The sequence below is a fragment of the Novosphingobium sp. PC22D genome (assembly GCF_002556635.1).
Taxonomy (GTDB): Bacteria; Pseudomonadota; Alphaproteobacteria; order Sphingomonadales; family Sphingomonadaceae; genus Novosphingobium.
Window position 1 is genome coordinate 21,452 of record NZ_MWMO01000005.1, and the last position, 21,024, is coordinate 42,475.

Below are 21,024 nucleotides of genomic sequence, written 5' to 3' on the forward strand. Positions count from 1 at the left end.
GTAGTAGCCACGCCGCGAACTCCCGATAGTGCGGCCGCCGCGCGACAGCGCGAGCGGCCCGAGGTCAGCGCCCAGAGGCTCCGAGCGCCTCCCTCACCGACTGCCTTATGCCCAGGTAATCATGGCTATTCGCGGATGCGCCTCGCCGCAAGTGCGTTTGTGCACTGCCGCATAAATTTTGCGCCAGCCTTCGTCCCGGCGATCAGGAGCGCCCCACCGAGACATAGCTGAATCCCGCCTGCCGCACGTCGTCGGGATCGTAGATGTTGCGCAGATCGACCAGCACCCGGCTTTTCGCAAGCTGCTTCACCTTGGCGAGATCGAGGGCGCGGAACGCGTCCCACTCGGTGACGATGACGACCACGTCCGCACCGTCGATCGCCTCGTAGACGCCTTCGGTCATCTCGACATCGGGCATCAACGGACGGGCAAGCTCCATGCCCTCGGGATCGTAGGCGGCAACCGAGACACCGGCGTCGATCAGCGTCTGCGCGACGGCGATCGCGGGCGAATCGCGCATGTCGTCGGTATTCGGCTTGAAGGTCAGGCCCAGCAGCGCGACCCGCTTGCCGCGCGCCGCGTCCTGTCCGCCCAGCGCCTCGATCACCTTGCGGCCCATCGCGCGCTTGCGGCTGTCGTTGACCTTGACCACCGCCTCGATGATACGCAGCGGGCTCTCGTAGTCCTCCGCCGTCTTGAGCAGCGCCAGCGTGTCCTTGGGAAAGCACGAACCGCCGTAACCGGGCCCGGCATGGAGAAACTTGCTGCCGATCCGGCCATCGAGACCGATGCCCCGCGCCACGTCCTGGACGTTGCCGCCGACCTTCTCGCACAAGTCCGCCATCTCGTTGATGAAGGTGATCTTCGTCGCGAGGAAGGCGTTGGCGGCGTACTTGATCACCTCGGCCGAGCGACGCGAGGTGAACAGGATCGGCGATTCATTGAGAAACAGCGGCCGATAGACCTCGCGCATCACTTCGCGGCCGAAATCATCCTCGGCGCCGATGACGATGCGGTCGGGCCGCTTGAAGTCGCCGATGGCCGCGCCTTCGCGCAGAAACTCCGGGTTCGAGACGACCGCGACCTTGTGCGGCGTGCCGCTATCGGCGATGATTCGCTCCACTTCGTCGCCAGTGCCGACCGGAACCGTCGACTTGGTGACGACGACCGCGTCGCCCGTCAGCGCCTCGCCGACCTCGCGGGCCACGGCATAGACGAACGAGAGGTCGGCATGGCCGTCGCCGCGGCGCGAGGGCGTGCCCACGGCGATGAAGATCGCATCGGCGCCGTCGATACCCTCGGCCAGATCGGTGGTGAAGGTCAGCCGCCCCGCCTTCGCGTTGGCTTCGACAAGCGCGTCGAGGCCCGGCTCGTAGATCGGCATGACGCCCGCATGCAGGCGGTCAATCTTGGACTGATCCTTGTCGATGCAAACGACATCGTGGCCGAAATCGGCGAAGCATGCGCCGGACACGAGGCCCACGTAGCCCGAACCCACCATCGCGATCTTCATAGCATCTCCATTGCTGCACCTGCGAAAGGGCTTCTAGCCACCAAAGCGCGCGAAGAAAATCACGAACCCGTGTAGTTTCGGAACCAATTCACGAATTTCGGAACACCTTCCTCGATGGCCGTGGTCGGCGCATAGCCCGTATCGCGGCTGAGCGCGTCGATATCCGCAAAGGTGCGTTGGACGTCGCCGGGCTGCATCGGCATCATGCGCATCTCGGCCTTTCGGCCGCACGCCTCCTCTAGCACCGCGATCAAGCGCATGAGGTGTTCGCTGCGGTGGTTGCCGATGTTGTAGAGGGCGTGCGGCTTCACGCTGCCGCCCGGCTTCATTTGGCCATCGTCGCGCGGCGGCCGCTCGAGACAGGCGACGACGCCGGCGACGATATCGTCGATGTAGGTGAAGTCGCGGTACATGTCCCCGTTGTTGTAGACCTCGATCGGTCGCCCGGAGAGGATGCGCTCGGCGAACTTCCACATCGCCATGTCGGGCCGCCCCCAGGGGCCGTAGACGGTGAAGAAACGCAGTCCCGTCAGTGGGATGCGGAACAAGTGCGCGTAAGTCTCGCTCATCAGTTCGTCGGCGCGCTTGGTCGCCGCGTAGAGCGAGACCGGATTGTCGGTGCGGTCGTCGACCGAGAACGGCACCTTCTGGTTGCCGCCGTAGACCGAGCTCGAGCTGGCATAGACCATGTGCCCCACACCGCGCGCGCGGGCGAGTTCGAGCATGTTGACGTGGCCGGCGAGATTGGACTGGACGTAGGCCTGCGGGTTCTCGAGCGAATAGCGCACGCCTGCCTGCGCCCCGAGATGAACGATCGATTCGATCTCGAAGGGGACAAACGCGCGGGTGAGCGCCGCCGCATCCGAGAAATCGAGTTGCTCGAAGTGGAAACTATCTCCGAATCGGCTCTGAATTCGATCGAGCCGTGCGCGTTTGAGCTCCACCGAATAATAGTCGTTGAGGTTGTCCACGCCCACGACCTTGCGCCCTTTCGTCATCAGCGCCTCGGAGACGGCTGATCCGATGAAGCCGGCGACCCCGGTGACGACGACGATTGGCTGGCTGGTCATACGAGTTGGGCTCCCGTCTGGCGCGCAGGGGGCAATGACCGAATGGACCTTCGATCCGGAGACTGCCGCGGCGCCCGCGAATTGTGAGATGCGCGCGTGCCTGTCAAGCGCGCTCCCGCCACGCCGCATCCGTCCGGCGCGGGAGGCCGGCGTCGCCTAGGCAGCGCCGAAAAGCCGCGCTAAAGCCTGGCTCATGCACGAGCTCAACGCCTTCGATGCGGCCGCCATCCTCATCGTCCTCGCCGCCGGTCTCGGCTATCTGAACTATCGCGTCCTCAAGCTGCCGTCGACCGTCGGCCTCACCGTGATGGGCACCCTCGCCTCACTGCTGGTGATCGTCTACGACCATATCGTGCCCTCGAGCACGCTGTCCGAAACCCTCGGCGGCTTTCTCACGGACATCGATTTCAGCACGACGCTGATGGAAGGCATGCTCTCCTTCCTGCTGTTCGCCGGCGCGATGCACGTCGACTGGTCGCATATGCGCAAGGGCGCCTGGCCGATCCTGTTCTTCAGCACGATCGGGGTAATGATCTCGACCGCGATCGTCGGCTTCGCCTTCCATTATCTGACCCTGCTCGTCGGCGCGCCGGTGCCGCTCGTCTGGTGCCTGGTGTTCGGCGCGCTGATCAGTCCGACCGACCCGGTGGCGGTCATGGCCGTGATGAAGCGCGCGGCGATGCCCGATACGCTTCAGGCCACGGTCGCGGGCGAGAGCCTGTTCAACGACGGCGTGGGCGTCGTCGTCTTCGGCATTCTCATCTCGATCGCCGTCGGCGCCGAGGAGTTCAGTCTGGCGCATGCCGCAGCCGATTTCGGCCGCGAGGCGATTGGCGGGGCGGTGCTCGGGCTCGTCGCGGGCTGGATCGCGTTCAAGGCGATGCACTCGATCGATGAATACAACATCGAGGCGATGATCTCGCTGGCGACCGTGATGGGCGGCTATTCGCTCGCACTTGCGCTCCACGTCAGCGGGCCGGTGGCGATGGCGGTCGCCGGGCTGATGATCGGCAACGCCGGCGTCGCGCATGCGATGAGCGACACCACCCGCGACTACGTGATCAAGTTCTGGGCGCTGATCGACGAGATCCTGAACGCGGTGCTGTTCCTGCTGATCGGTCTCGAGGTGATCGCGCTTGCCTTCGAAGCGCGCTACGTCGCCGCCGGCATCGGCGCGATCCTGATCGTGCTCGCCGCGCGTGCGATCTCTGTCGGCGTCCCGCTCAAGGCGATGAAGCGGATGATCGACATGGGGCCGCTGGCTTTTCCCACGCTGCTGTGGGGCGGCCTGCGCGGCGGCATCTCGATCGCGCTGGCGCTCTCGCTTCCCGACAGCGAGATCCGCACCGAACTGCTCGTCGCGACCTATTTCGTCGTTCTCTTCGCGGTCGTCGTGCAGGGCGGCAGCATCGGCTGGCTGATCGCCCGGATCAAGGCGCGCAACGAGCTCGACAGCCCCGGCGGTATCGAGCCGTGAAGGAAAACTCGCTCGACATGCAAAAGCCGACGACCACGGCGGCGACCGAGGCCGAAGCTGGCCGCCTCCTAGGCGATCAACCGCCTGTCGCGGAGGAAGAGTGGAAGCCGCCGCAAGTCTCGAAGCTGGGCGCCTGGCTGCGATTCCTGCGCATCAAGTTCGCGCGGCTGGTGCTGCTGCCCAACTTCACCTTCGATCAAGCCTACGACCTGCGCGAAGCGGTGCGCAAGGACGGTCGCCTCACGCGCGGCTATATCCTGATGTGCGCGCTCTCGGCCGGCATCGCCGCGCTCGGCCTGCTCCAGTCCTCGACCGCCGTCGTGATCGGCGCGATGCTGATCTCGCCGCTGATGAGCCCGATCGCCGCGCTCGGCTTCGGCTTCGCCTCGATCGACGGCCACCGGATAAAGGACGCCGCCCGGGTCGTCGCGATCGGGGCGGGGATCGGAATCATGACCGGCGTGCTGATCACCTGGCTCAGCCCGATCCGAAACGCCACGCCCGAGATCCTGGCGCGCACCCAGCCGACGCTGCTCGATCTCGCGGTCGCGCTGTTTTCCGGCATCGCCGGCGGCTATGCCACGGTAATCGGCAAGGGCGGCACCGCGATCGGCGTGGCCATCGCGACCGCGCTGATGCCGCCGCTCGCGGTGCTCGGCTACGGCATCGGCGTGCTGCAGATCCGTTTCGCGCTCGGCGCGCTGCTGCTGTTCCTCACCAACCTCGCCGCGATCACCTTCGCCTTCGCGCTCGTCGCGCGGCTGGCGGGTGTCGCCCGGCCCCTGTTCAAGGTGGAATGGACGCCGCGCTATATCGCGGCCTTCGCGCTCGTCTTCCTGCTGCTGGCGACGCCCTTGTCGATGACGCTGCTCAAGCTGTCGCGCGAAGCGGCGATCCGGACCGCGGCGACCAGCGCCATCCGGCAGGCGTGCGGCAAGGACGCGACGATCGCCCAGATCGACGTTTCGACCCCGCTGTTCGAGGAGCCAAGCGTCGATGCGCTGGTGATCGCGCCCGGCTACACCACCAACGCCGCGAGCGATGCCGAGGCCAGGCTCAAGTCGGCCCTGGGGCGCGAGGTTCGCATCAATCTCCAGCAGGTCATGGCGGCCGACTGGCAGTCGCGGACGCGGGCCATGGTCGATGCCGCGATGGAGCGCACGGCCGCCGGCATCGCCGCCGACGTCCCGCCGATCGACCGCGTGCGACAGAGCATCGGCCTGCCGACACGCTCGCTTTGGTCGGATCGCGCCCAGCGCCTCGTCTATGTCGAGCCCGTGCCCGCGCCCGGCTGGACGCTTGCCGACTATCGCGCGATCGAGACTGCCTCGCGCATGGACGACGACGTCAAGTGGACCGTCCGCATCGTGCCGCCGCCGCAGGCGCAGCTCACGGTTGCCCTCGGAGATCCCGCGCTGGCGCCCGAAGGCGCGGTCACGCCGCAGCTCGCGGTATGGGCGCTGCGGCGGTGGGGCATGAGCCGAGTGACGATCGAGGGCCGGAGGACGGAAGCGCAGGCCGGCCTGCTCGGCGCGCTCGCCAACATAGGCGTGGAAGCAAGCTTTCTGGCAAGCACCTCGCAGGCCGAAGACGACAGCACTTCCGACGAGGACGGCGACGAGGAGACGCCGCCGCCGGTCGCGCGGCTGCGGATCTATCCGCCCAGCCCCTCGCAGGAGGCAGCGGCCGCCGCGGCCCGGCGCGAAGCGGAAGCGGCGGCCGCGCAGGCGAGCGAGGCCGCAGAGCGGTAGAACGCCCTTGGGCGCGCCTCAGCCGTCGTCGCGCCAGGTGCAGTCCCTGACCGGAATTTCCAGGTCCGAGACGATCTGGCGCATCCCGAGGATGTCGAACAGGACTTCGCCTTGCGCGATCCGCTCGCGGAAGCCGACTTCCTTGGCGGCGCGCGCTTCGGCATTGGTGACAGCGGTTTCGATCAGGCCGAAGGGGATCACCAGCACGCCGTCGCCATCGCCGCAGACCAGATCGCCCGGCTCCACGCGCACGTTGTCGACGACGACCGGCACATTGACCGCTGCGGGCCCGCGCTTCTTGGGGTGTTCGACCGAGACCGCGGTCGACCAGACCGGGAAGCCCAGGTCGCGGATCGCATCGGTATCGCGCGTCGCGCCGTGGACGACCGCGCCCGCAAGCCCCTTCTTCACCGCGAAGTTGCAGGCAACGTCGCCCCACAGCGCGCCCTGATGGCCGCCGCCGTTGGTGAGCACCAGCACGTCGCCCGCCTCGGCAACGTTGAGCGCGGCGTGGATCGCGAGATTGTCGCCGGGAAAGTTCCACGCGGTGACGGCGGGGCCGCAGACCTTCTGACCCGTCGCGATCGGCCGCATCGCGGGTGAGAGCAGGCCCATGCGCCCGGCGATCTCGCCCAGACCCTCGTGCAGATCGGCAACGCCGAAGCTCGCCGCGCGGGCGACGAGCGCGGGATCGGGACGCGGGATCTTCGTGTAGATGACGGACTTGGTCGGGTTCATGGCAAGGCCTCCGGATTGAGCAGGGTCGCGGGCACTTCGCCTGCGTGAATGGTGTCGATCACGCGCGCCACGTGGAGCGCCATGTCCTTCATGCCAGCCTCGGTCACGCCCGCGACGTGCGGCGAGAGCAGGCAGTTCGGCAGGCCGAAGAGCGGATGGTCGGCGGGCGGCGGCTCGGCCGCGAACACGTCGATGCCCGCGCCGCCGATGCGCCGCGCCCGCAGCGCCTCGGCTAGCGCCGCTTCGTCGACGATGCCGCCGCGCGAGCAGTTCACCAGGATCGCCTTCTCGTGCATCAGCGCCAGTTCGCGCGCGCCAACGAGATTGCGCGTCGCATCGGTGAGCGGGGTGTGGATCGAGATCACGTCGCGGCGCAGCACTTCGTCGAGCGTCATCGGCAGGACGCCCTCGGCGCGAACTGCGTCGTCGTCCACCATCGGATCGTAGGCGGCGACTTCGGCGGCGAAGCCCGCACCGCAGATCCGGGCGACGCAGCGCGCGATCCGGCCGAAGCCGATCAGGCCGACCCGCGCACCCGTCAGGTCGCCCAATCGGATACGCCAGCGCTCGTCCCAGCGGTCGGCGCGCACGAGTGCGTCCATCTCGCGCAATTGTCGCAGCAGCGCCAGCATCATCGCCACCGCGCCTTCCGCGACGGCGGTCGAATTGTTGCCGCCGGGGGTATTGGCAACGAGCACGCGCTGCGCGGTCGCGGCCGCAATATCGATGTTGTCCACCCCCGCACCGTGCTTCACGATCGCCTTCAAACGGGGCATTTTTCCGAATATTCCGGCGCCGAGTTCGCTCGTGCGGATCACGATCACGGTGGTCTCGGCAAGGCGCGGGTGGCGCTGCCAGCCGTCCGCCGCGATGATCTCGTGCGACCCCGCGATCGCGTCCATGCCCGCCGGATGAATCGGATCGATGATGCAGACCAGTTCGCGCGCGCTCACGCCTCTCTCCCAAGCCAGATGTATACGATCTGTGCGTCGCCGTGGTGAAAGGTCTTTGCGCCCCGGTCAACAGCGATTAGGGCAAGGGCCATAGCCGGAGAGGAGAAAAACCATGTTCGCAGCGCCCCCCGCCGTCGAGGCCGAGGTCTTTTGCCGCATCCCCGACGCGTTCCGTCGGCACGGCGAGACGACCGAGTGGGCGCAAGTGCAGCTCCACGGCGCCGCCGCGCCGGTCTTCCTCGAAGGTCCGGTCTTCGATGCCGAGGGCAACCTGTGGGTGACCGACATTCCCTGGGGGCGACTGTTCCGGATCGACCCGCAGGGCCGCTGCGAGGTCGCGTTCGAATACGCAGGCCAGCCCAACGGCATGAAGTTCCTCGCCGACGGGCGCCTGCTCGTCGCCGACCATCACCTCGGCATGGTGATCTGCGATCCGGCGACCGGCAAGGCCGAACCCTGGTTCGACCGCTACCTGCTCGAACCCTTCCTCGGCTGCAACGACCTGACCATCGCGAGCAACGGCGACATCTGGTTCACCGATCAGGGCCAGTCCGGCTGGCACAATCCCAATGGCCGGCTGTTCCGGGTGAAGGCCGGCAGCGGCCGGCTCGAACTGATGCTCGACAAGATCCCCAGTCCCAACGGCCTCGTGCTCAACAAGGCCGAGACCGCGTTGTTCCTCGCCGTCACCCGCGCCAACGCGGTCTGGCGCGTGCCATTGGTGATGGACGGCGCGGTGGTCAGCAAGGTCGGCACCTACATCCAGCTATCGGGGGGCTCGGGCCCCGATGGGCTGACGATCGACGAGGACGACAACCTCGTCGTGTGCCACGTCGGCTTCGGCGCGGTGTGGCTGTTCAGCAATCGCGGCGAGCCGATGCTGCGGATCGACGTGCCCGAGGGCCGCTACACCACCAACGCGGTCTACGGGGGACCGGGCAACAAGTGGCTCTATTTCACCGAATCGAGTACCGGCACGGTCTACCGGACCGAGATGCCCGTTCCCGGAAGAGCGATCCGCGGGGCGCGGGTCTAGCCCCGCGACCGCTCAGCCGGTCGCGAGGCCGGCCTCGGCGATTCCGGCAAGCGCGGCTTCCTCGTCCTTGTCCGACAGGTCGCCGGTGACGCCGACGGCGCCGAGCAGCGTCCCGGCCGAATCCTTGACGAGCACGCCGCCCGCCGCCGGGATCAGCTTGCCCTCCCAGGCGACGCTCAGCGCCGCGAGGAACTGCGGCCGCTCCGCCGCCATCTCGCCCAGCTTGCGGCTCGGCACGCCCATCGCCAGCGCGCCCGCCGCCTTGCCGGTCGCGATTTCGGGCCGGCCATAGGACGCGCCGTCCTCGCGCTCCATCGCCACGACGTGCCCGCCCGCGTCGAGCACCACGACAGTGAGCGGAGCGAGGCCGAGCGAGCGGCCCTTGGCCCGCGTGCCGGCAATGATGGTCCGGGCCTGGTCCAGGGTGATCATGGTCGCTATCCTCTCGCTGTGGCTGGGTCTTTTCCGGGAGGCCCCATAGGCAGGTCGGCCCTACGCCAGCAAGCCGGAATGCCTGCCTTCGGTCCTTACTGCGCGAGATCCAGCGCCCCCGCGAGGAGCGCCGCTTCCCCGTTCGCGTCCTCGGCGAGGAGATGACCGTAGCGCACGAGGCCGATGCGGGTACGCCGGATATGCATGACCAGCGCGGCCTGCGCCGTGCCGATCTCGCGGCGCGTGATCGCATCGTACATAAGCTCGTGCTCGGTGTCGTGCGTGCGGCTGGAACCCTTGAAGACGAGCTTCAGGTAGGCGCGGCGATAGCTCTGGGTCGTGTCCCAGACGCGCTCGACGATCTGCGCGAGCAGCGGCGTATCGTGACGGCGATAGCTGACCCAGTGGAATTCGCGCCCCAGCGCGATCGCCTCGTCGAGGTCGGTGACGGTGCGGTTCCGGTCGAGGATCGCGCGCATTTCGGCGAAGTCCTCGTCGGTCAGGTTGGGGATGCTTTCGGCAAGCAGCAGCGGCTCGATCCGCTCGCGGATTTCGTAGGAGATCTCGAGATCGCGGTTGGTCAGCGCGGTGACCCGCGCGCCGGCGTTGGCACGCATCGTCACCAGACCGCGCGCCTCGAGCATGCGCAAGGCGTCGCGCACCGGAATGCGGCTCGTATCGAGCTCCTCGGCGAGTTCGTCCTGCTTGATCCGCTCGCCGGGCGCGAGCCGTCCGGACAGGATGCGCTCCGCGAGAATGTCGGCGACGCGCTGGCTGGCGACGGCGGGCTGGTGCTTGGTCATCGCGTCCTCGGGCTAGTGCGCATCGCCCACCAATACCGGCAACGCGCGACTTCGCCAAATCGCCCGCGGATGGTTCCGATCGCTCAGGTCACCACGAACAGGCCGATCGCGATCGCGAGACCGATGATCGGGACGACGACGGTGAGCAGGCCCACTGCGGGATAGGCATCCTTGTGCGTCTCGCCGCAGATCGCGCGGATCGTGGTCACGACATAGCCGTTGTGCGGCAGGCTATCGAGCGCGCCGCTGGCAATGGCGACGGTGCGGTGCAGTTCGGACGGGTCCGCGCCCGCCGCGAGATAGCCCGGCGCCAGCAGCGGCAGCGCGATCGTCTGTCCGCCCGAGGCCGAGCCGGTGAGCCCGGCGATCACGGTGACGGCGACCGCCGCGCCGATCAGCGGGTCGCCCGGCAGGTTCTGCACGGCATCGAGGGCGGCCTGAAAGGCGGGCGACAGCGACGAGACCGCGCCGAAGCCGACCACGGCGCAAGTGTTGGTGATCGCCACCACGGCGCCCGTCGCTCCACGCGAGAACGCGCCCGGCATCGCATCGCGCGAACGCAGGCCGACCAGCACCGCCAGCAGGGTGCCGACGCCGAGCGCCAGGACCAACGCCCACTTGCCCATGCTTTGCCCGGGCATCACCGCCGAGAGGGGGCCGAGCGCCTGCGGATACTGGAAGATCATGAACACCGCGAGCACCGCCAGCAGCGGCAGCAGGCAGAGCAGCGGGTTGGGCAGGACGCGGTCTTCCTCGACCACGTCGTCTGAGGCGTGCGGCTTGAAGCGCTCGCCCGCGGCGACCGCGCGCCGCACCATGCGGTCGAGCAGGAAGTAGCCGGTCACCGCCATGAAAACGGCGACGAGCAGGCTCACTTGCCAGCCGGCATAGGCGGTCGTGCCGAGGTACTGCATCGGGATCAGGTTCTGGATCTCGGGCGAACCCGCGCTGGTCATCGTGAAGGTGACCGAACCAAAGCACAACGCGCCCGGAATGAATCGGCGCGGCAGGTCGGCCTCGCGGAACAAGTGCACCGCCAGCGGATAGACCGCGAAGCCGACGATGAAGACCGACACGCCGCCGTAGGTCAGCACCGCGCAGGCCGCGACCACCGCGAGCACCGCGTGGCGGATGCCGATCCTGTCGACGATCCAGCGCGCGACGCTGGCGGCTGCTCCGCTCGCGCCCATCACCTCGCCGAAGATCGCGCCGAGCAGGAACATCAGGAACCAGTCGCCGAAGAAGCCCGTGAAACCGTTCATGTAGGCCGTCGCGAAATCCGGCGCGCCCTCGCCCGCGAGCGGCGGGAGCCAGGCCAGCCCGCTCGTCGCGGCGACCACGGCGGCCGCGACAGGCCCGGCGATGAGGATGTTCACGCCCTTGACCGTCATCCAGATCAGCAAGGCAAGCGCGCCAAGCAGTCCAATCGCGCTGATCAAGTCCGTGTCCCCTTCCCGCGTCGCGCCACATCGAGCGTTCGACCACGCCCTTGCACGGCGGCTCCGGCAAAGTCGATTCCCGTCTCGCCCCGTCGGCCTACCCGTTCCCGCCGCCAGGGTGCAACTCACCTACCGAGACAGGGCGCGGCGCGCAGGCTGGACGATGAGACAGTAGCCCGCGCGCACGGCCTGGTCCCGCCACCGCAGGACGGCGGCGGTCGTGCGAAGACGGCCCCTCGCGACCGCGAGGGAAACTATGGTTTTCGGATGATTGGCCGGCGTTAGTGGTTTTTCCGGTCGAGCCGGATAACGCGGTCGCGAGCAAGTTCCGTGCATAGCGCCAGCACTAGGACTTGGGACGCTGACAGTGCTGAAACGGATTTCTCCCGCTAAAGTCGAACTGGGCATGTTCGTCCACAATCTGGAGGGGAGCTGGTTCTCGCATCCTTTCTGGAAATCACGGTTCCTGCTCAATGACGCGGGTGACCTCGCAACGCTGCGCGAAAGCGCGCTCGATGCGGTGGTGATCGATCTGCGCCGCGGCCGCGACGTCACCGAGGCTTGCGAAGAGGCGCCCGCGAAGACCGAGGTATCGCCCCGGATCGGCCTTCACGGCCGCCCCCAGCCGCCTTCGCCGCCGCGGCCGCAGCCCGCGCGACCCGCCAGCATCAAGTCCGCCGCGTTCAGCTCGAAGCGGGGGACTTCCGGTCCGGTGCCGTTCACACGCGAATTCGGCAACGCCAAGCTCGTCCACGGCAAGGCGCGCAAAGTGATCAGCCGTGTGTTCCTCCAGGCGCGCCTCGGCAATGTACCGGGAATCGCGGAAGTCGAACCCGTGGTCGAGGACATTTACGCCTCGATCCAGCGCAATCCCTACGCGTTCAGCAGCCTGATGCGCTGCAAGCAGGACCAGGAGATCGCCTACCGCCACGCGCTGTCGGTGAGCGCGATGATGATCTCTCTCGCGCGACAGATGAAGCTCAGCCCCAGCGACACGCGGGAGGCAGGCATGGCGGGGCTGCTGATGGACGTGGGCGTCGCGCGGCTCGACGTCGACCTGCAGCAGCACGAAGGCCGCTACGACAGCGTCGACCGCGACTTGTGGGACCGCCACACCTATCTCGGGCACGATCTCCTGCGCGCCTCTGACGCGATCTCGGAGACAGTCATGCGTGTCGCGCTAAACCATCACGAGGCCATGGACGGCAGCGGCTTTCCCAAGGGCCTGGTCGGCAACGAGATCGACCTGTTCTCGCGCATGGCGGCGATCTGCAACGCCTATGATCACTACCTTTGCGGCGCGATCGACGGCGTTGGTCTCGATCCCGCCAGCGCGATCGAACGCATGCAGGCGCAAAGCGCGCGCTTCGATACGGCGATCCTCGAACGGTTCGTCGAGACCTTGGGCGTCTACCCGGTCGGCTCGTTCGTCACGCTGCGCTCGGGCCGGCTGGCGATGGTCGTCGACCAGGACCCCACCGCGCCCCACCTGCCGACGGTCCGCGCCTTCTATTCGCTCGAACGCGGCCGCCACGTGGGCGCGGAGACGATCGCTCTCTCCTCATGCTTCGGCGCCGATGCGATTGTCGGTGTGGCCGATCTCGAGGGGCTCGACCTGCCGTCACCCGGCAAGCTGCGCGAATCGCTGATGAGCGCCGCGTTGCGCAGCGTCGGCTGAGCGCCTCTCAGCGGCGCGATGCCGCGGCGATCCTGGCGGGTTCGCTCAGAATCCCCGGCGGCACGGTGGGCTCCTCACGGTCGGCGACCGGCAACAGTATCGGCGAAGTCGGCGCGGGCGAGTCCTCGCCGAGCGCGAAAGCTTCCGCATAGCTCGCGAAGCGTTCGCTGACCCGTTCCTCGTCGATCCCGAACGATGCGAGGTCGTATCGATGCGGCCTGCGGATGAGGCTGCGTCGCGCGCGCGTGACATAGTCCGACATGGCAGGCAGCGCGGGCTCGATGTCGAGATCGAGAAACGCGTAGATGCGGCGCATCACCCCCAGCCAGTCGCGCTCGACGTCCTCGTAACGCACGTCGATGCGCTGGCTTCGGGCGATGCGCTTGCGCGCGGCGCGCATCCGTTCGATCTGCAAGTCGGTCTTGCGCAGCCATTCGCGGCCGATGCGCTCCGCCTCGACCTGGTCGGAGTGAATGATCATCTGGTTCCAGACCAGCGAGCAGCTCGAGCCGACAACAGCCTCGGGCTGGCGGTGGGTGAAGACGATCCGCGCGTCGGGGAAGACCTTCAGCAGCGCCGGAAGGTCGAGCATGTGCTGCGGGGTCTTGAGCACCCAAGGGCGGCTGTCATCCTCGCCGCGGAGCCAGCCGGCGAGCTTGAGCAGCCGCGCGAGGTGCTCGTAGGCGGGCGTCGCGTCCTGTTCCTCGGCCCAGCGGCCATAGCTCGGCACGTTCCACTGCGCCTCGTGCTTCATGCCCCACATCGAGGCGACGAGCAGGCCGAGTTCCTCTTCGGGCTCGAACGGGGCGGTGGGATGAATCCGCGCGGTGTTGGGATTGAAGCGGTGGACCATACCGACGATCGCCGAGGCCGCGAGCCAGCGGCGATCGGCGCCGCGCGGCCTGAACTTGTGCGGGCTCGGCGCTGGCGAGATCGTCTCGAACAGGCGCAAGTGGGCGAAACGATCGTCGGCGGCAAGGAGGCGATGCAGCCGCGTCGTGCCCGAGCGCATCGGTCCCACGACGACGATCGGCCGCGCCAGCGAGCGTTCGAGGATCTCGGGATGGGCATCGAACCAGTGCTGCGCGTAAAGCCGCTCCTTGAGCACCTTGCGGATCTGGCCGATCGCGCCGAACTTGCCGACCGCGTTCAGTTTCGCTTCGTCGCGCAACGAAGCGGCGAGCACGTCCAGCGGCTCACGGAACCATTCGTCTCCGAAATCGTCGAGGCCGGTCTCCTCGCGCATTGTCCGGCAGATCGCATCGGCATCGAATTCAGGCCTGGGCAGGACTCCGGTCTTCCAGCAGAGCGGAAGAGCCCGGTTCGCCGCATCGACGAGCCGCGACCGTTGTGAAAGCGTCGTTGCTGAATTCATGCCATCCGGAAAAACTGTTGCTGATACCGATTGTTCCGGAGAGCCGGCGGGGTGACAACCCCCCAATTTGCAACAGTTGCCCCGTCACGAAGTCAGATTCCGTAGAAGATCACAAGCAGGACCGACAGCGCGACGACCATGATCCCGACCAGCGGCAGGCCCGAGCGGATGTAGTCCTTGAAGACGTAGTCGCCCTCGGACAGGATCATCATGTTGGTCTGGTAGGCCACCGGCGTCGCGTAGCATAAGTTGCAGCCGAACAGGACAGCGAGGACCAGCGGCTCGGCGGGCAGGCCCAGCGTCTGCGCGATGTTGAAGGCGATCGGCGTGCCGACGGCCGCGGCTGTGGTGTTCGAGGCGAAGTTGGTGAGCGCGGTCACGAACAGCATGATCGTAGCCAGCACGGCCTCGGGCGGCAGGTACTTCAATCCCATCGCCATCAGCCCGCCCAACCAGCTCGCGGCCCCGGACACGAGGATGAAGTTGCCCAGCGCGATACTCGCGGCGACGAGGACGATAACCTCGGCCGAAAGAGCGCGTCCGACACGTTCGAAGCGCACGCAGCCGGTGGCGAACATCAGGATCGCGCCCGCCAGCGCGGAAATCGCGATCGGCACGAAGCCGAGGCTGGCGAGACCGACCGAGCCGATCATGATCGCAAGCGCGAGCGGGGCCTTGGTCGAGCGGGCGACCTCCTGCCCGCCCTCGAGCATCAGCAGGCCGTCATTGGTCGCGAACTTGTGCAGGTCGTCGGGCGCGCCCATCGCGAGGAGCACGTCGCCTTCGGCCATCGGCGCGTCGGGCGTGCGCGGGCGCGGATCGCGCAGCGGCTGGTGCGCGTGATGCACGCCGAGCAGCGCGACGCCCGCCAGCCCGGCGGTCCGCGGATTGAGGCCGATCAGGCGGCTGTCGGGCGCGATGATCATTTCGACGACGATCACATCCTGGCCGTCGTTGCCGGCGTTGCGGCGTAGGCGGTCGAGCAGCCAGGACGGCGCGAGATGCGAGGCGAGCACCCGCGCGGTCTCCTTGAGGCCGTCGTAGGTTCCTTCAAGGAAGACGCGGCGCCCGACATTGCCGCCCGCGGACGCGGGAAGCCAGGCCTTGACGCCTTCCGGCAGCGTGCCGCGCAATTCCTCGATCGTCTTGCCCTGCACCGGTGAGGCCGCGTCGACGCGCAGCTTGCCGATGAACATGCGCGTCTCGGGCGCCACCGCGACCGAGTTGTCGGGCAGAAGGCGCGGCATCACCAGCCACATGTACGGCAGCGCCACCAGCGCCGCGCACAGCACGATCGGGGTGAAGTGAAACACCGTCATCGAGCGCAGACCGAGGTCCTGTGCGATCGAGACCACGAGCAGGTTCGTCGAAGTGCCGATCGTCGTCGACATGCCGCCGATCAGGATCGCGGCGTTGACGGGGATCAGCGTCTTCGATTCCGCCATGCCGCCGCGCTGCGCGATCTGCGCCATGATCGGGATCATCAGCACGAGCACGGGCGTGTCGTTGATGACCATGCTCATGAACAGGCACAGCACGAGCGTCACCAGCAGCCCGAGCGACTTGTTGCGTCGCCATACGCCATGGAGCGCCCGCGCCGCCGGATCGAGCGAACCGGTGACGACGAGGCCCCGCCCGAGGATCATCAGCGAGCAGATCGTGACCAGCGCGTAGTGGCCGAAGCCCTGGAAGGCGAGTTCGAGCCCGGCGTACTTGTCGTCGTCCGCCATGGGATAGACGTAGAGCGACAGCGCGATCGCCCCGATCGTCAGGAGCGAGACGATCTCCACGCGCAGCCGACCGCTGGCAAAACCGTAGAACATCGCCACGGCAATCAGCATGGCGATCAGGGCGTGCGGGGACGGCGCGGCGAACATCGCAGATGCGTCTAGCGGTGCGCCGGGGTCGCGGCAATCGCAAGACTGCGTCGAAGCCCTTGCTCAGATGCGAAAAAATGCAGCGGCCGGTGCGGCCGGTGCGCTCCCGACATCAGTCGGAAGCTTGCCGCCCCGGCCTGGGCACCCGCCCGACATTGCCTCGCTGCACGAAAAGCCGCGCCCGGTCCGCGCGATCAGTTCCAGTCCACCCGGTAGAGATCGAAGCGGCGATCGCGCAGGTTCTGCACCGCGCCGGACTGGCGGCTGGTGAGCAGGTCGTCGATCGAAAGGTCGGCGATGGCGATCGTCTCGGTATTGGGCGCGGTATCGGCCGCGACCCCGTCGCGCGCGAAGGGGAAATCGGACGGCGTCAGCACCGCGCTTTCGGCATAGTGGATGTCCATGTTCTCGACGTTGGGCAGGTTGCCGACCACCCCCGAGGTGACGACGTAGCACTGGTTCTCGACCGCGCGGGCATGGCAGCAGTAGCGCACGCGCAGATAGCCGCGCCGCTCGTCGGTGCAGAACGGCACGAACAGCAGCAGCGCGCCCTGGTTCACGAGGTGGCGCGCGATCTCGGGAAACTCGCTGTCGTAGCAGATCATCACCCCGATCGGGCCGCAGTCGGTCGGGATCATGCTCGCGCCGTAGCCGCCCTGGATGTTCCACCAGCGCCGCTCCGAAGGGGTCGGTGCAGCTTTTCCTGGGTGTGGGTCGAACCGTCGCGCAGGAAAATGTAGCTGATGTTGCGGATCTCGCCCTTTTCGACCCGGGTCGGATGCGAACCGCCGATGATGTTGATGTTGTAGCTGACCGCCATCCGCTCCATGAACTTGCAGAAGCGGTTGGTATAGTCCGCGATCTTGTCGATCGCCTCGACGGGGCCGAGCTTGGTCTGCTCGATCGAGAGCAGTTCGAGCGTGAACAGCTCGGGAAACAGCACGAAGTCGGCGTTGTAGTCGGAAGCGACGTCAATCCAGTATTCGACCTGCTGCTCGAACTCGTCGATCGACTTGATCCCGCGCATCATCCACTGGACGGTCGCGACGCGCACCGTGGAGGGCAGCCGTTCCTTCAGCCCCGGGACCGCCTTGCCCGTGTCGCGCGGCGCGAGCGGATTGGGCCAATACATCAGCACGGCATTGCCGCCGCTTTCCTTGTCGGTCGGGATATAGTCGGGCAGGATGCCGCGCGGCTCGTAGCCCTCGTTCATCTGGAAATTGATGACCTGGTCCTTCTCGCGCATCTGCACGACGGCGTCGAGGTAGTCGGCCGGGTTGGGGTACTTGCGCTTCTTGCGCGCGTAGCCGGGCATCCTGCCGGCGAAGGCGATGCCCTGTAGCTCGAAATCCTGGCAAAGCTCCTTGCGCTTCTTGTAGAGTCGCTGGCCGATGCGCAGGCGCCGATAGTCGGGATCGACGCAGACTTCGAAGCCGTAGAGCACTTCGCCGTCGTCGGCCGGAACGCGGCCATAGCCGCCGGCACTGATCGCTTCCCACGAGTGCGGCCGGAACGCCATTTCGGCGCTGACGATCATCGTGGCGCAATGGCCGACGATCTTGCCTTCGTACTCGGCGACGAACTGCCCTTCGGGAAAATTGTTGATCTGGCCGCGCAATTCGGCGCGGGTGAAGGCTTCGGCGGTGCCGTAGACCTTGTTCGATAGCCGCGCGAGCGCGGCGACGTCGGCAAGCTGGGCCTGACGGATGAGAAGCTTTGCTTTGGATTGGGCCATGAGTTGCTAATACGCGGCCCGGCGGGCGGTTCCAGTCCCCCGATGGACGCACGCGTGCATAAAACAGACAGGCAGGAGAGAGACGCGATGGGATTGAGACAAGCGCATGAGGCCCTGTCGGGCAAGGTCGCCGTCGTCGTCGGCGGCTGCGCCGGGCACATGGGACGCGGCGCGACGCTTGGGCTCGTCCGCGAGGGCGTGCGCGTCATCGCCTGCGACAACGACCGCGAAGGGCTGGCCGCCATCACCGGCGAGGTCGAGGCGCTGGGCGGACGGATCAGCGCCCATTACGCCGATGTGGCCGACGAAGCCTCGCTCGATGCGTTCTGGGACGCGGTGGCGAGCGAAACCGGGCGGGTCGACATACTCGTCCACGTCGCCGGGCTCGTCGAGCGCGGCCTGTTCGAGACGAGCACGCGTGCCCTCCACGCACGCGACATCCGGATGAACTACGATTACATCGTCCAGTCGTGCCACCGCGCGCTGCCGCTGCTTCGCGCCAGCGGCGAGAGCGGCTCGATCGTCAATTTTACCACCATCGAAGCCCATCGCGGCGCCGCCAGCTTCGCCGTCTACGCGGGCGCCAAGGCCGCGACGACCAACTTCTCGCGCGCGCTCGCCGTGGAGCTGGGCGCGGACATGATCCGGGTGAACTGCCTCGCGAGCGACACCAGCCCGGCCCGCGCCTCGAACGCGGCGCTCGCGCCGGAGGATTTCGAGCGGCTCGCCCGCCTCGGCCCCGAGGCTCTGGCCAAGGCGATCGAATTCTACGTTCCGCAAAAACGCGCGCCCAGCGTCGAGGCCGTGATCGACGGGATGCTATTCCTGGTCAGCGACATGGCACAGGCGATCACGGGGCAGACGCTGCACGTCGACGGCGGCACCAGCGCCTCTTGGGGCTTTCTCGATTGGCCGGGCGGTGACGGCTTCATGCCGGCCCCGCTGGGCGGAACGCTCGCCCTGCTGAATCGCTGAACCGCGAAGGCTCGCTCGGCCCCTCATGCGGGAATCCGGGAAACATTCCGTCCCGGAAACGTTGGTTCGCATGAAAGGGACGATGGAAAGATGAGCGGACTGGTCTACGCCTTGGCACTATTCGGTTGTACGGACGACGGCACGATCTGCGAGCGTCTGCAGGGACCCGCGACGACCTATCAGTCGCGCGTCGAATGCATGGCCTCGCAAAACGATGCGCTGGGCAGCCACGAGGCGCTTTCGTCCGATTATCCGAGCGTCTTCGCCCAGTGCATGACGCGCGGCGAGCTGGTCGCGATGGGCAAGGGGCAGGTCGATCTCACCAAAAGCCCGCAGGCCTACGCCAGCGCCGACTAGCCCCGGCCGCGATACGAGGCGACGCCCTGATCGGGAAGCCACAGCGCCTCGGGCGGAGCGCCCGATTGCCAGAACACGTCGATGGGAATGCCGCCGCGCGGATACCAGTAGCCTCCGATGCGCAGCCAGCGCGGCGCCATCTCGTCGAAGAGGCGGCGGCCGATCCCGACCGTCACGTCCTCGTGAAAGCCGCAGTGGTTGCGAAACGCCCCGAGGAACAGCTTGAGACTTTTCGATTCGACGATCGTTTCGCCCGGCGCATAATCGATCACGAGATGCGCGAAGTCGGGCTGGCCGGTCACCGGGCACAGCGAGGTGAACTCCGGCGCCGCGAACCGGATCATGTAAAGCTCGCCCGCGCGCGGGTTGGGCACGTAATCGAGCCGCGCGTCTTCGGGGCTTGGGGGAAGCGCGCTGTTGCGGCCCAGGTGCAGCGGCTGTAGCGGATCGTCGCTCATGGCACGCCCCATGCCGCGAACGCGCGCGCGAGACAAGCGGGCGCAGGCGGGCAAGCGGATTAAGACCCGGTTCAGCCGGGCCGCCGAATGGGGATCGAAAGCGGGGAAATGTTGGTTCGCATGGCAAGATCCGGTAACGCAGTGCTTCTCGCGCTCGTCGCGGCGGTGGCCTTGCCGCATGTTGCCTCGGCGCAGGATGCGGTCACCGATTTCCAGTTGCCGCCGGCCCCCACGCCGACACCGACCTCGCGCACGCAGGGGCCGGTCGACCCCGAAAATCCTTTCCGCACACGCCCTTCCGCCCCGGGCGGCACGCCCACGGCGCAACCGAGCGCGCCGCCGACCATCACGCCGCTTCCGGTCATCACCGAATCCGCCGAAGCATCGCCGCGCCCCTCGGCCCGCGCCACGCGCGCCGCGCCGTCGCCCGCCGCAAGACCACCGGCGCCCACCCCTTCCGCTTCCACAGCGACCGGGGCAGCGGCGGCGGCGCCGCCCGCTCCGCAACCGAGCTCGGAGACGCCGGCGGCCACGCCGGCAAGCCCCGGGCAAGCCTCTCCGGAAGCGGGCGGAGCGCTCGCCGCGCCTGCGGCCTCGGACGGCACGCCGTGGCTCTGGGCCGCCCTGGCCGCGATCCTCGCGGTGATTGCCGCCGCCGGTCTGCTCCTCGCCCAGCGGCGCAAGCAGAGTAAATCAGCCCCGCGCGACGCCGACGATCGGGCCCCGCCAGCGGCAGCGCCAACCCCGGCCGCGCCAGCGGCGCTGCCGCCCGCAGTCCAACGAAAGCCCGCCGCCCCGCCCCCATCGAGACCCGCCGCAACACCCGACCGCGCGAGCACGGCATGCGGACTCTCGGTCAGCTTCGAGCCGGTCAACCTGCGGATCTCGCTCGCCTACGCCACGATCGCCTACCGCCTGTCGCTCGCCAACGACGCGCCCGAACCGCTGGGACCGATCGAGGTGCGCGGCGACCTCATCACCGCGCACCGCTCGCTAGACAGCCGCGCGCAGCTTTCGCCCGACAGCGCCGACCTCGAACACAAGCATAGCCTCGCAAGCCTGGCGCCGGGCGCATCGCAGGTCCTGGCTGGCGAACTTCGCCTGCCGCTCGACCAGGTGCTCGGCTTCCGCAAGGGCAAACACGGGTTCTTCGTCCCGCTCGCGCGGTTCCGCCTGGTAAGCGCCGACGGCAACGCGGCGCCGCGTATCTACACCGTGGGCACTCCCGGTCCGGGCGAAGTCCTCGGCCCGATCTGCGCCGACATGCCGCGCCTTTTCAATGACGTCGCCGCCCGCGAGATCGAAACCGGGCGCTGGTTGGGCCTCGACCCCGTGCGCGCGGCTGGCTAAGCTGAGG

At 67.7% G+C, this 21,024-nt stretch carries 18 protein-coding genes and 1 pseudogene; 7 read left to right on the forward strand and 12 right to left on the reverse strand.

All coding sequences use genetic code 11. From position 1 onward, the window contains the following. Window positions 1–202: 202 nt before the first annotated feature. Window positions 203–1,513 carry a UDP-glucose/GDP-mannose dehydrogenase family protein gene (locus tag B2G71_RS09810; protein ID WP_098105597.1) on the reverse strand — a complete coding sequence of 437 codons (1,311 nt, stop codon included), beginning with the start codon at window positions 1,511–1,513 and terminating at the stop codon, window positions 203–205. A gap of 59 nt (window positions 1,514–1,572) precedes the next feature. Further along, on the reverse strand, window positions 1,573–2,583 hold the full coding sequence (locus B2G71_RS09815) for an NAD-dependent epimerase/dehydratase family protein (protein WP_098105598.1): 1,011 nt from the start codon (window positions 2,581–2,583) through the stop codon (window positions 1,573–1,575). A gap of 193 nt (window positions 2,584–2,776) precedes the next feature. Between B2G71_RS09815 and B2G71_RS09820 the strand changes: the two genes are divergently transcribed. Together B2G71_RS09820 and B2G71_RS09825 are read left to right on the forward strand one after the other, a co-directional pair. Beyond that, window positions 2,777–4,060 carry a sodium:proton antiporter gene (locus B2G71_RS09820; RefSeq protein ID WP_098105599.1) on the forward strand — a complete coding sequence of 428 codons (1,284 nt, stop codon included), beginning with the start codon at window positions 2,777–2,779 and terminating at the stop codon, window positions 4,058–4,060. A gap of 17 nt (window positions 4,061–4,077) precedes the next feature. Beyond that, window positions 4,078–5,811 (forward strand): DUF389 domain-containing protein, encoded by a 1,734-nt coding sequence (locus B2G71_RS09825; RefSeq protein WP_098105805.1) that lies wholly within the window; start codon window positions 4,078–4,080, stop codon window positions 5,809–5,811. An 18-nt stretch (window positions 5,812–5,829) separates the two neighbouring features. On the opposite strand, the gene B2G71_RS09830 is transcribed toward B2G71_RS09825, so the two are convergent. Together B2G71_RS09830 and B2G71_RS09835 are read right to left on the reverse strand one after the other, a co-directional pair. Next, window positions 5,830–6,549 carry a 4-carboxy-4-hydroxy-2-oxoadipate aldolase/oxaloacetate decarboxylase gene (locus B2G71_RS09830; RefSeq protein ID WP_098105600.1) on the reverse strand — a complete coding sequence of 240 codons (720 nt, stop codon included), beginning with the start codon at window positions 6,547–6,549 and terminating at the stop codon, window positions 5,830–5,832. Then, window positions 6,546–7,502, reverse strand: a complete 957-nt coding sequence (locus B2G71_RS09835) for an NAD(P)-dependent oxidoreductase (RefSeq protein ID WP_098105601.1) — start codon at window positions 7,500–7,502, stop codon at window positions 6,546–6,548. The genes B2G71_RS09830 and B2G71_RS09835 overlap by 4 nt, the downstream gene beginning before the upstream one ends. A gap of 112 nt (window positions 7,503–7,614) precedes the next feature. Between B2G71_RS09835 and B2G71_RS09840 the strand changes: the two genes are divergently transcribed. Then, complete coding sequence (locus tag B2G71_RS09840; protein WP_098105602.1) at window positions 7,615–8,538, forward strand: SMP-30/gluconolactonase/LRE family protein; 924 nt, start codon at window positions 7,615–7,617, stop codon at window positions 8,536–8,538. A gap of 12 nt (window positions 8,539–8,550) precedes the next feature. Here B2G71_RS09840 and B2G71_RS09845 read toward each other — a convergent pair whose 3' ends face one another. The 3 genes from B2G71_RS09845 to B2G71_RS09855 all read right to left on the reverse strand — a co-directional run bounded on the left by B2G71_RS09845 (window position 8,551) and on the right by B2G71_RS09855 (window position 11,212). After that, window positions 8,551–8,970 (reverse strand): heme-binding protein, encoded by a 420-nt coding sequence (locus tag B2G71_RS09845; protein ID WP_098105603.1) that lies wholly within the window; start codon window positions 8,968–8,970, stop codon window positions 8,551–8,553. 95 nt (window positions 8,971–9,065) lie between these two features. Continuing rightward, complete coding sequence (locus B2G71_RS09850; RefSeq protein WP_098105604.1) at window positions 9,066–9,773, reverse strand: GntR family transcriptional regulator; 708 nt, start codon at window positions 9,771–9,773, stop codon at window positions 9,066–9,068. 83 nt (window positions 9,774–9,856) lie between these two features. Beyond that, entirely contained in the window at window positions 9,857–11,212 is a 1,356-nt protein-coding gene (locus tag B2G71_RS09855; protein ID WP_098105605.1) for a GntP family permease, read from the reverse strand. A gap of 367 nt (window positions 11,213–11,579) precedes the next feature. Between B2G71_RS09855 and B2G71_RS09860 the strand changes: the two genes are divergently transcribed. Further along, window positions 11,580–12,890 carry an HD-GYP domain-containing protein gene (locus B2G71_RS09860; RefSeq protein ID WP_240530089.1) on the forward strand — a complete coding sequence of 437 codons (1,311 nt, stop codon included), beginning with the start codon at window positions 11,580–11,582 and terminating at the stop codon, window positions 12,888–12,890. 7 nt (window positions 12,891–12,897) lie between these two features. On the opposite strand, the gene B2G71_RS09865 is transcribed toward B2G71_RS09860, so the two are convergent. The 4 genes and pseudogenes from B2G71_RS09865 to B2G71_RS24820 all read right to left on the reverse strand — a co-directional run. Beyond that, entirely contained in the window at window positions 12,898–14,265 is a 1,368-nt protein-coding gene (locus tag B2G71_RS09865; protein WP_098105607.1) for a sulfotransferase, read from the reverse strand. A gap of 92 nt (window positions 14,266–14,357) precedes the next feature. Further along, window positions 14,358–16,142: an SLC13 family permease gene (locus B2G71_RS09870; RefSeq protein ID WP_098105608.1), complete on the reverse strand. Its 1,785-nt coding sequence runs from the start codon at window positions 16,140–16,142 to the stop codon at window positions 14,358–14,360. 194 nt (window positions 16,143–16,336) lie between these two features. Further along, window positions 16,337–16,981: a nitrilase-related carbon-nitrogen hydrolase gene (locus tag B2G71_RS24495; protein ID WP_346426936.1), complete on the reverse strand. Its 645-nt coding sequence runs from the start codon at window positions 16,979–16,981 to the stop codon at window positions 16,337–16,339. Between the two features lie 551 nt (window positions 16,982–17,532). After that, window positions 17,533–17,877 (reverse strand): annotated as a pseudogene (locus B2G71_RS24820) (GNAT family N-acetyltransferase); the annotation flags it as partial. Window positions 17,878–17,964: 87 nt separating this feature from the next. Here B2G71_RS24820 and B2G71_RS09880 point away from each other — a divergent pair. Both B2G71_RS09880 and B2G71_RS09885 read left to right on the forward strand, forming a co-directional pair. After that, window positions 17,965–18,852: an SDR family oxidoreductase gene (locus B2G71_RS09880; protein ID WP_098105609.1), complete on the forward strand. Its 888-nt coding sequence runs from the start codon at window positions 17,965–17,967 to the stop codon at window positions 18,850–18,852. 90 nt (window positions 18,853–18,942) lie between these two features. Continuing rightward, window positions 18,943–19,209 carry a hypothetical protein gene (locus B2G71_RS09885; protein WP_098105610.1) on the forward strand — a complete coding sequence of 89 codons (267 nt, stop codon included), beginning with the start codon at window positions 18,943–18,945 and terminating at the stop codon, window positions 19,207–19,209. Here the strand turns inward: B2G71_RS09885 and queF are convergent. Continuing rightward, entirely contained in the window at window positions 19,206–19,667 is a 462-nt protein-coding gene (queF, locus tag B2G71_RS09890) for a preQ(1) synthase (RefSeq protein WP_098105611.1), read from the reverse strand. The genes B2G71_RS09885 and queF overlap by 4 nt on opposite strands. 120 nt (window positions 19,668–19,787) lie before the next feature. Here queF and B2G71_RS09895 point away from each other — a divergent pair, with 120 nt between their 5' ends. Further along, complete coding sequence (locus tag B2G71_RS09895; RefSeq protein ID WP_141521542.1) at window positions 19,788–21,017, forward strand: hypothetical protein; 1,230 nt, start codon at window positions 19,788–19,790, stop codon at window positions 21,015–21,017. The last annotated feature ends 7 nt before the right edge of the window (window positions 21,018–21,024 follow it).

Coding starts and splice junctions, on each gene's coding strand:
- B2G71_RS09810 (WP_098105597.1), bottom strand. CDS start 1,513: ATGAAGATCGCGATGGTGGGTTCGGGCTACGTGGGCCTCGTGTCCGGC.
- B2G71_RS09815 (WP_098105598.1), bottom strand. CDS start 2,583: ATGACCAGCCAGCCAATCGTCGTCGTCACCGGGGTCGCCGGCTTCATC.
- B2G71_RS09820 (WP_098105599.1), top strand. CDS start 2,777: ATGCACGAGCTCAACGCCTTCGATGCGGCCGCCATCCTCATCGTCCTC.
- B2G71_RS09825 (WP_098105805.1), top strand. CDS start 4,078: ATGCAAAAGCCGACGACCACGGCGGCGACCGAGGCCGAAGCTGGCCGC.
- B2G71_RS09830 (WP_098105600.1), bottom strand. CDS start 6,549: ATGAACCCGACCAAGTCCGTCATCTACACGAAGATCCCGCGTCCCGAT.
- B2G71_RS09840 (WP_098105602.1), top strand. CDS start 7,615: ATGTTCGCAGCGCCCCCCGCCGTCGAGGCCGAGGTCTTTTGCCGCATC.
- B2G71_RS09845 (WP_098105603.1), bottom strand. CDS start 8,970: ATGATCACCCTGGACCAGGCCCGGACCATCATTGCCGGCACGCGGGCC.
- B2G71_RS09850 (WP_098105604.1), bottom strand. CDS start 9,773: ATGACCAAGCACCAGCCCGCCGTCGCCAGCCAGCGCGTCGCCGACATT.
- B2G71_RS09865 (WP_098105607.1), bottom strand. CDS start 14,265: ATGAATTCAGCAACGACGCTTTCACAACGGTCGCGGCTCGTCGATGCG.
- B2G71_RS09870 (WP_098105608.1), bottom strand. CDS start 16,142: ATGTTCGCCGCGCCGTCCCCGCACGCCCTGATCGCCATGCTGATTGCC.
- B2G71_RS09880 (WP_098105609.1), top strand. CDS start 17,965: ATGGGATTGAGACAAGCGCATGAGGCCCTGTCGGGCAAGGTCGCCGTC.
- B2G71_RS09885 (WP_098105610.1), top strand. CDS start 18,943: ATGAGCGGACTGGTCTACGCCTTGGCACTATTCGGTTGTACGGACGAC.
- queF (WP_098105611.1), bottom strand. CDS start 19,667: ATGAGCGACGATCCGCTACAGCCGCTGCACCTGGGCCGCAACAGCGCG.
- B2G71_RS09895 (WP_141521542.1), top strand. CDS start 19,788: ATGGCAAGATCCGGTAACGCAGTGCTTCTCGCGCTCGTCGCGGCGGTG.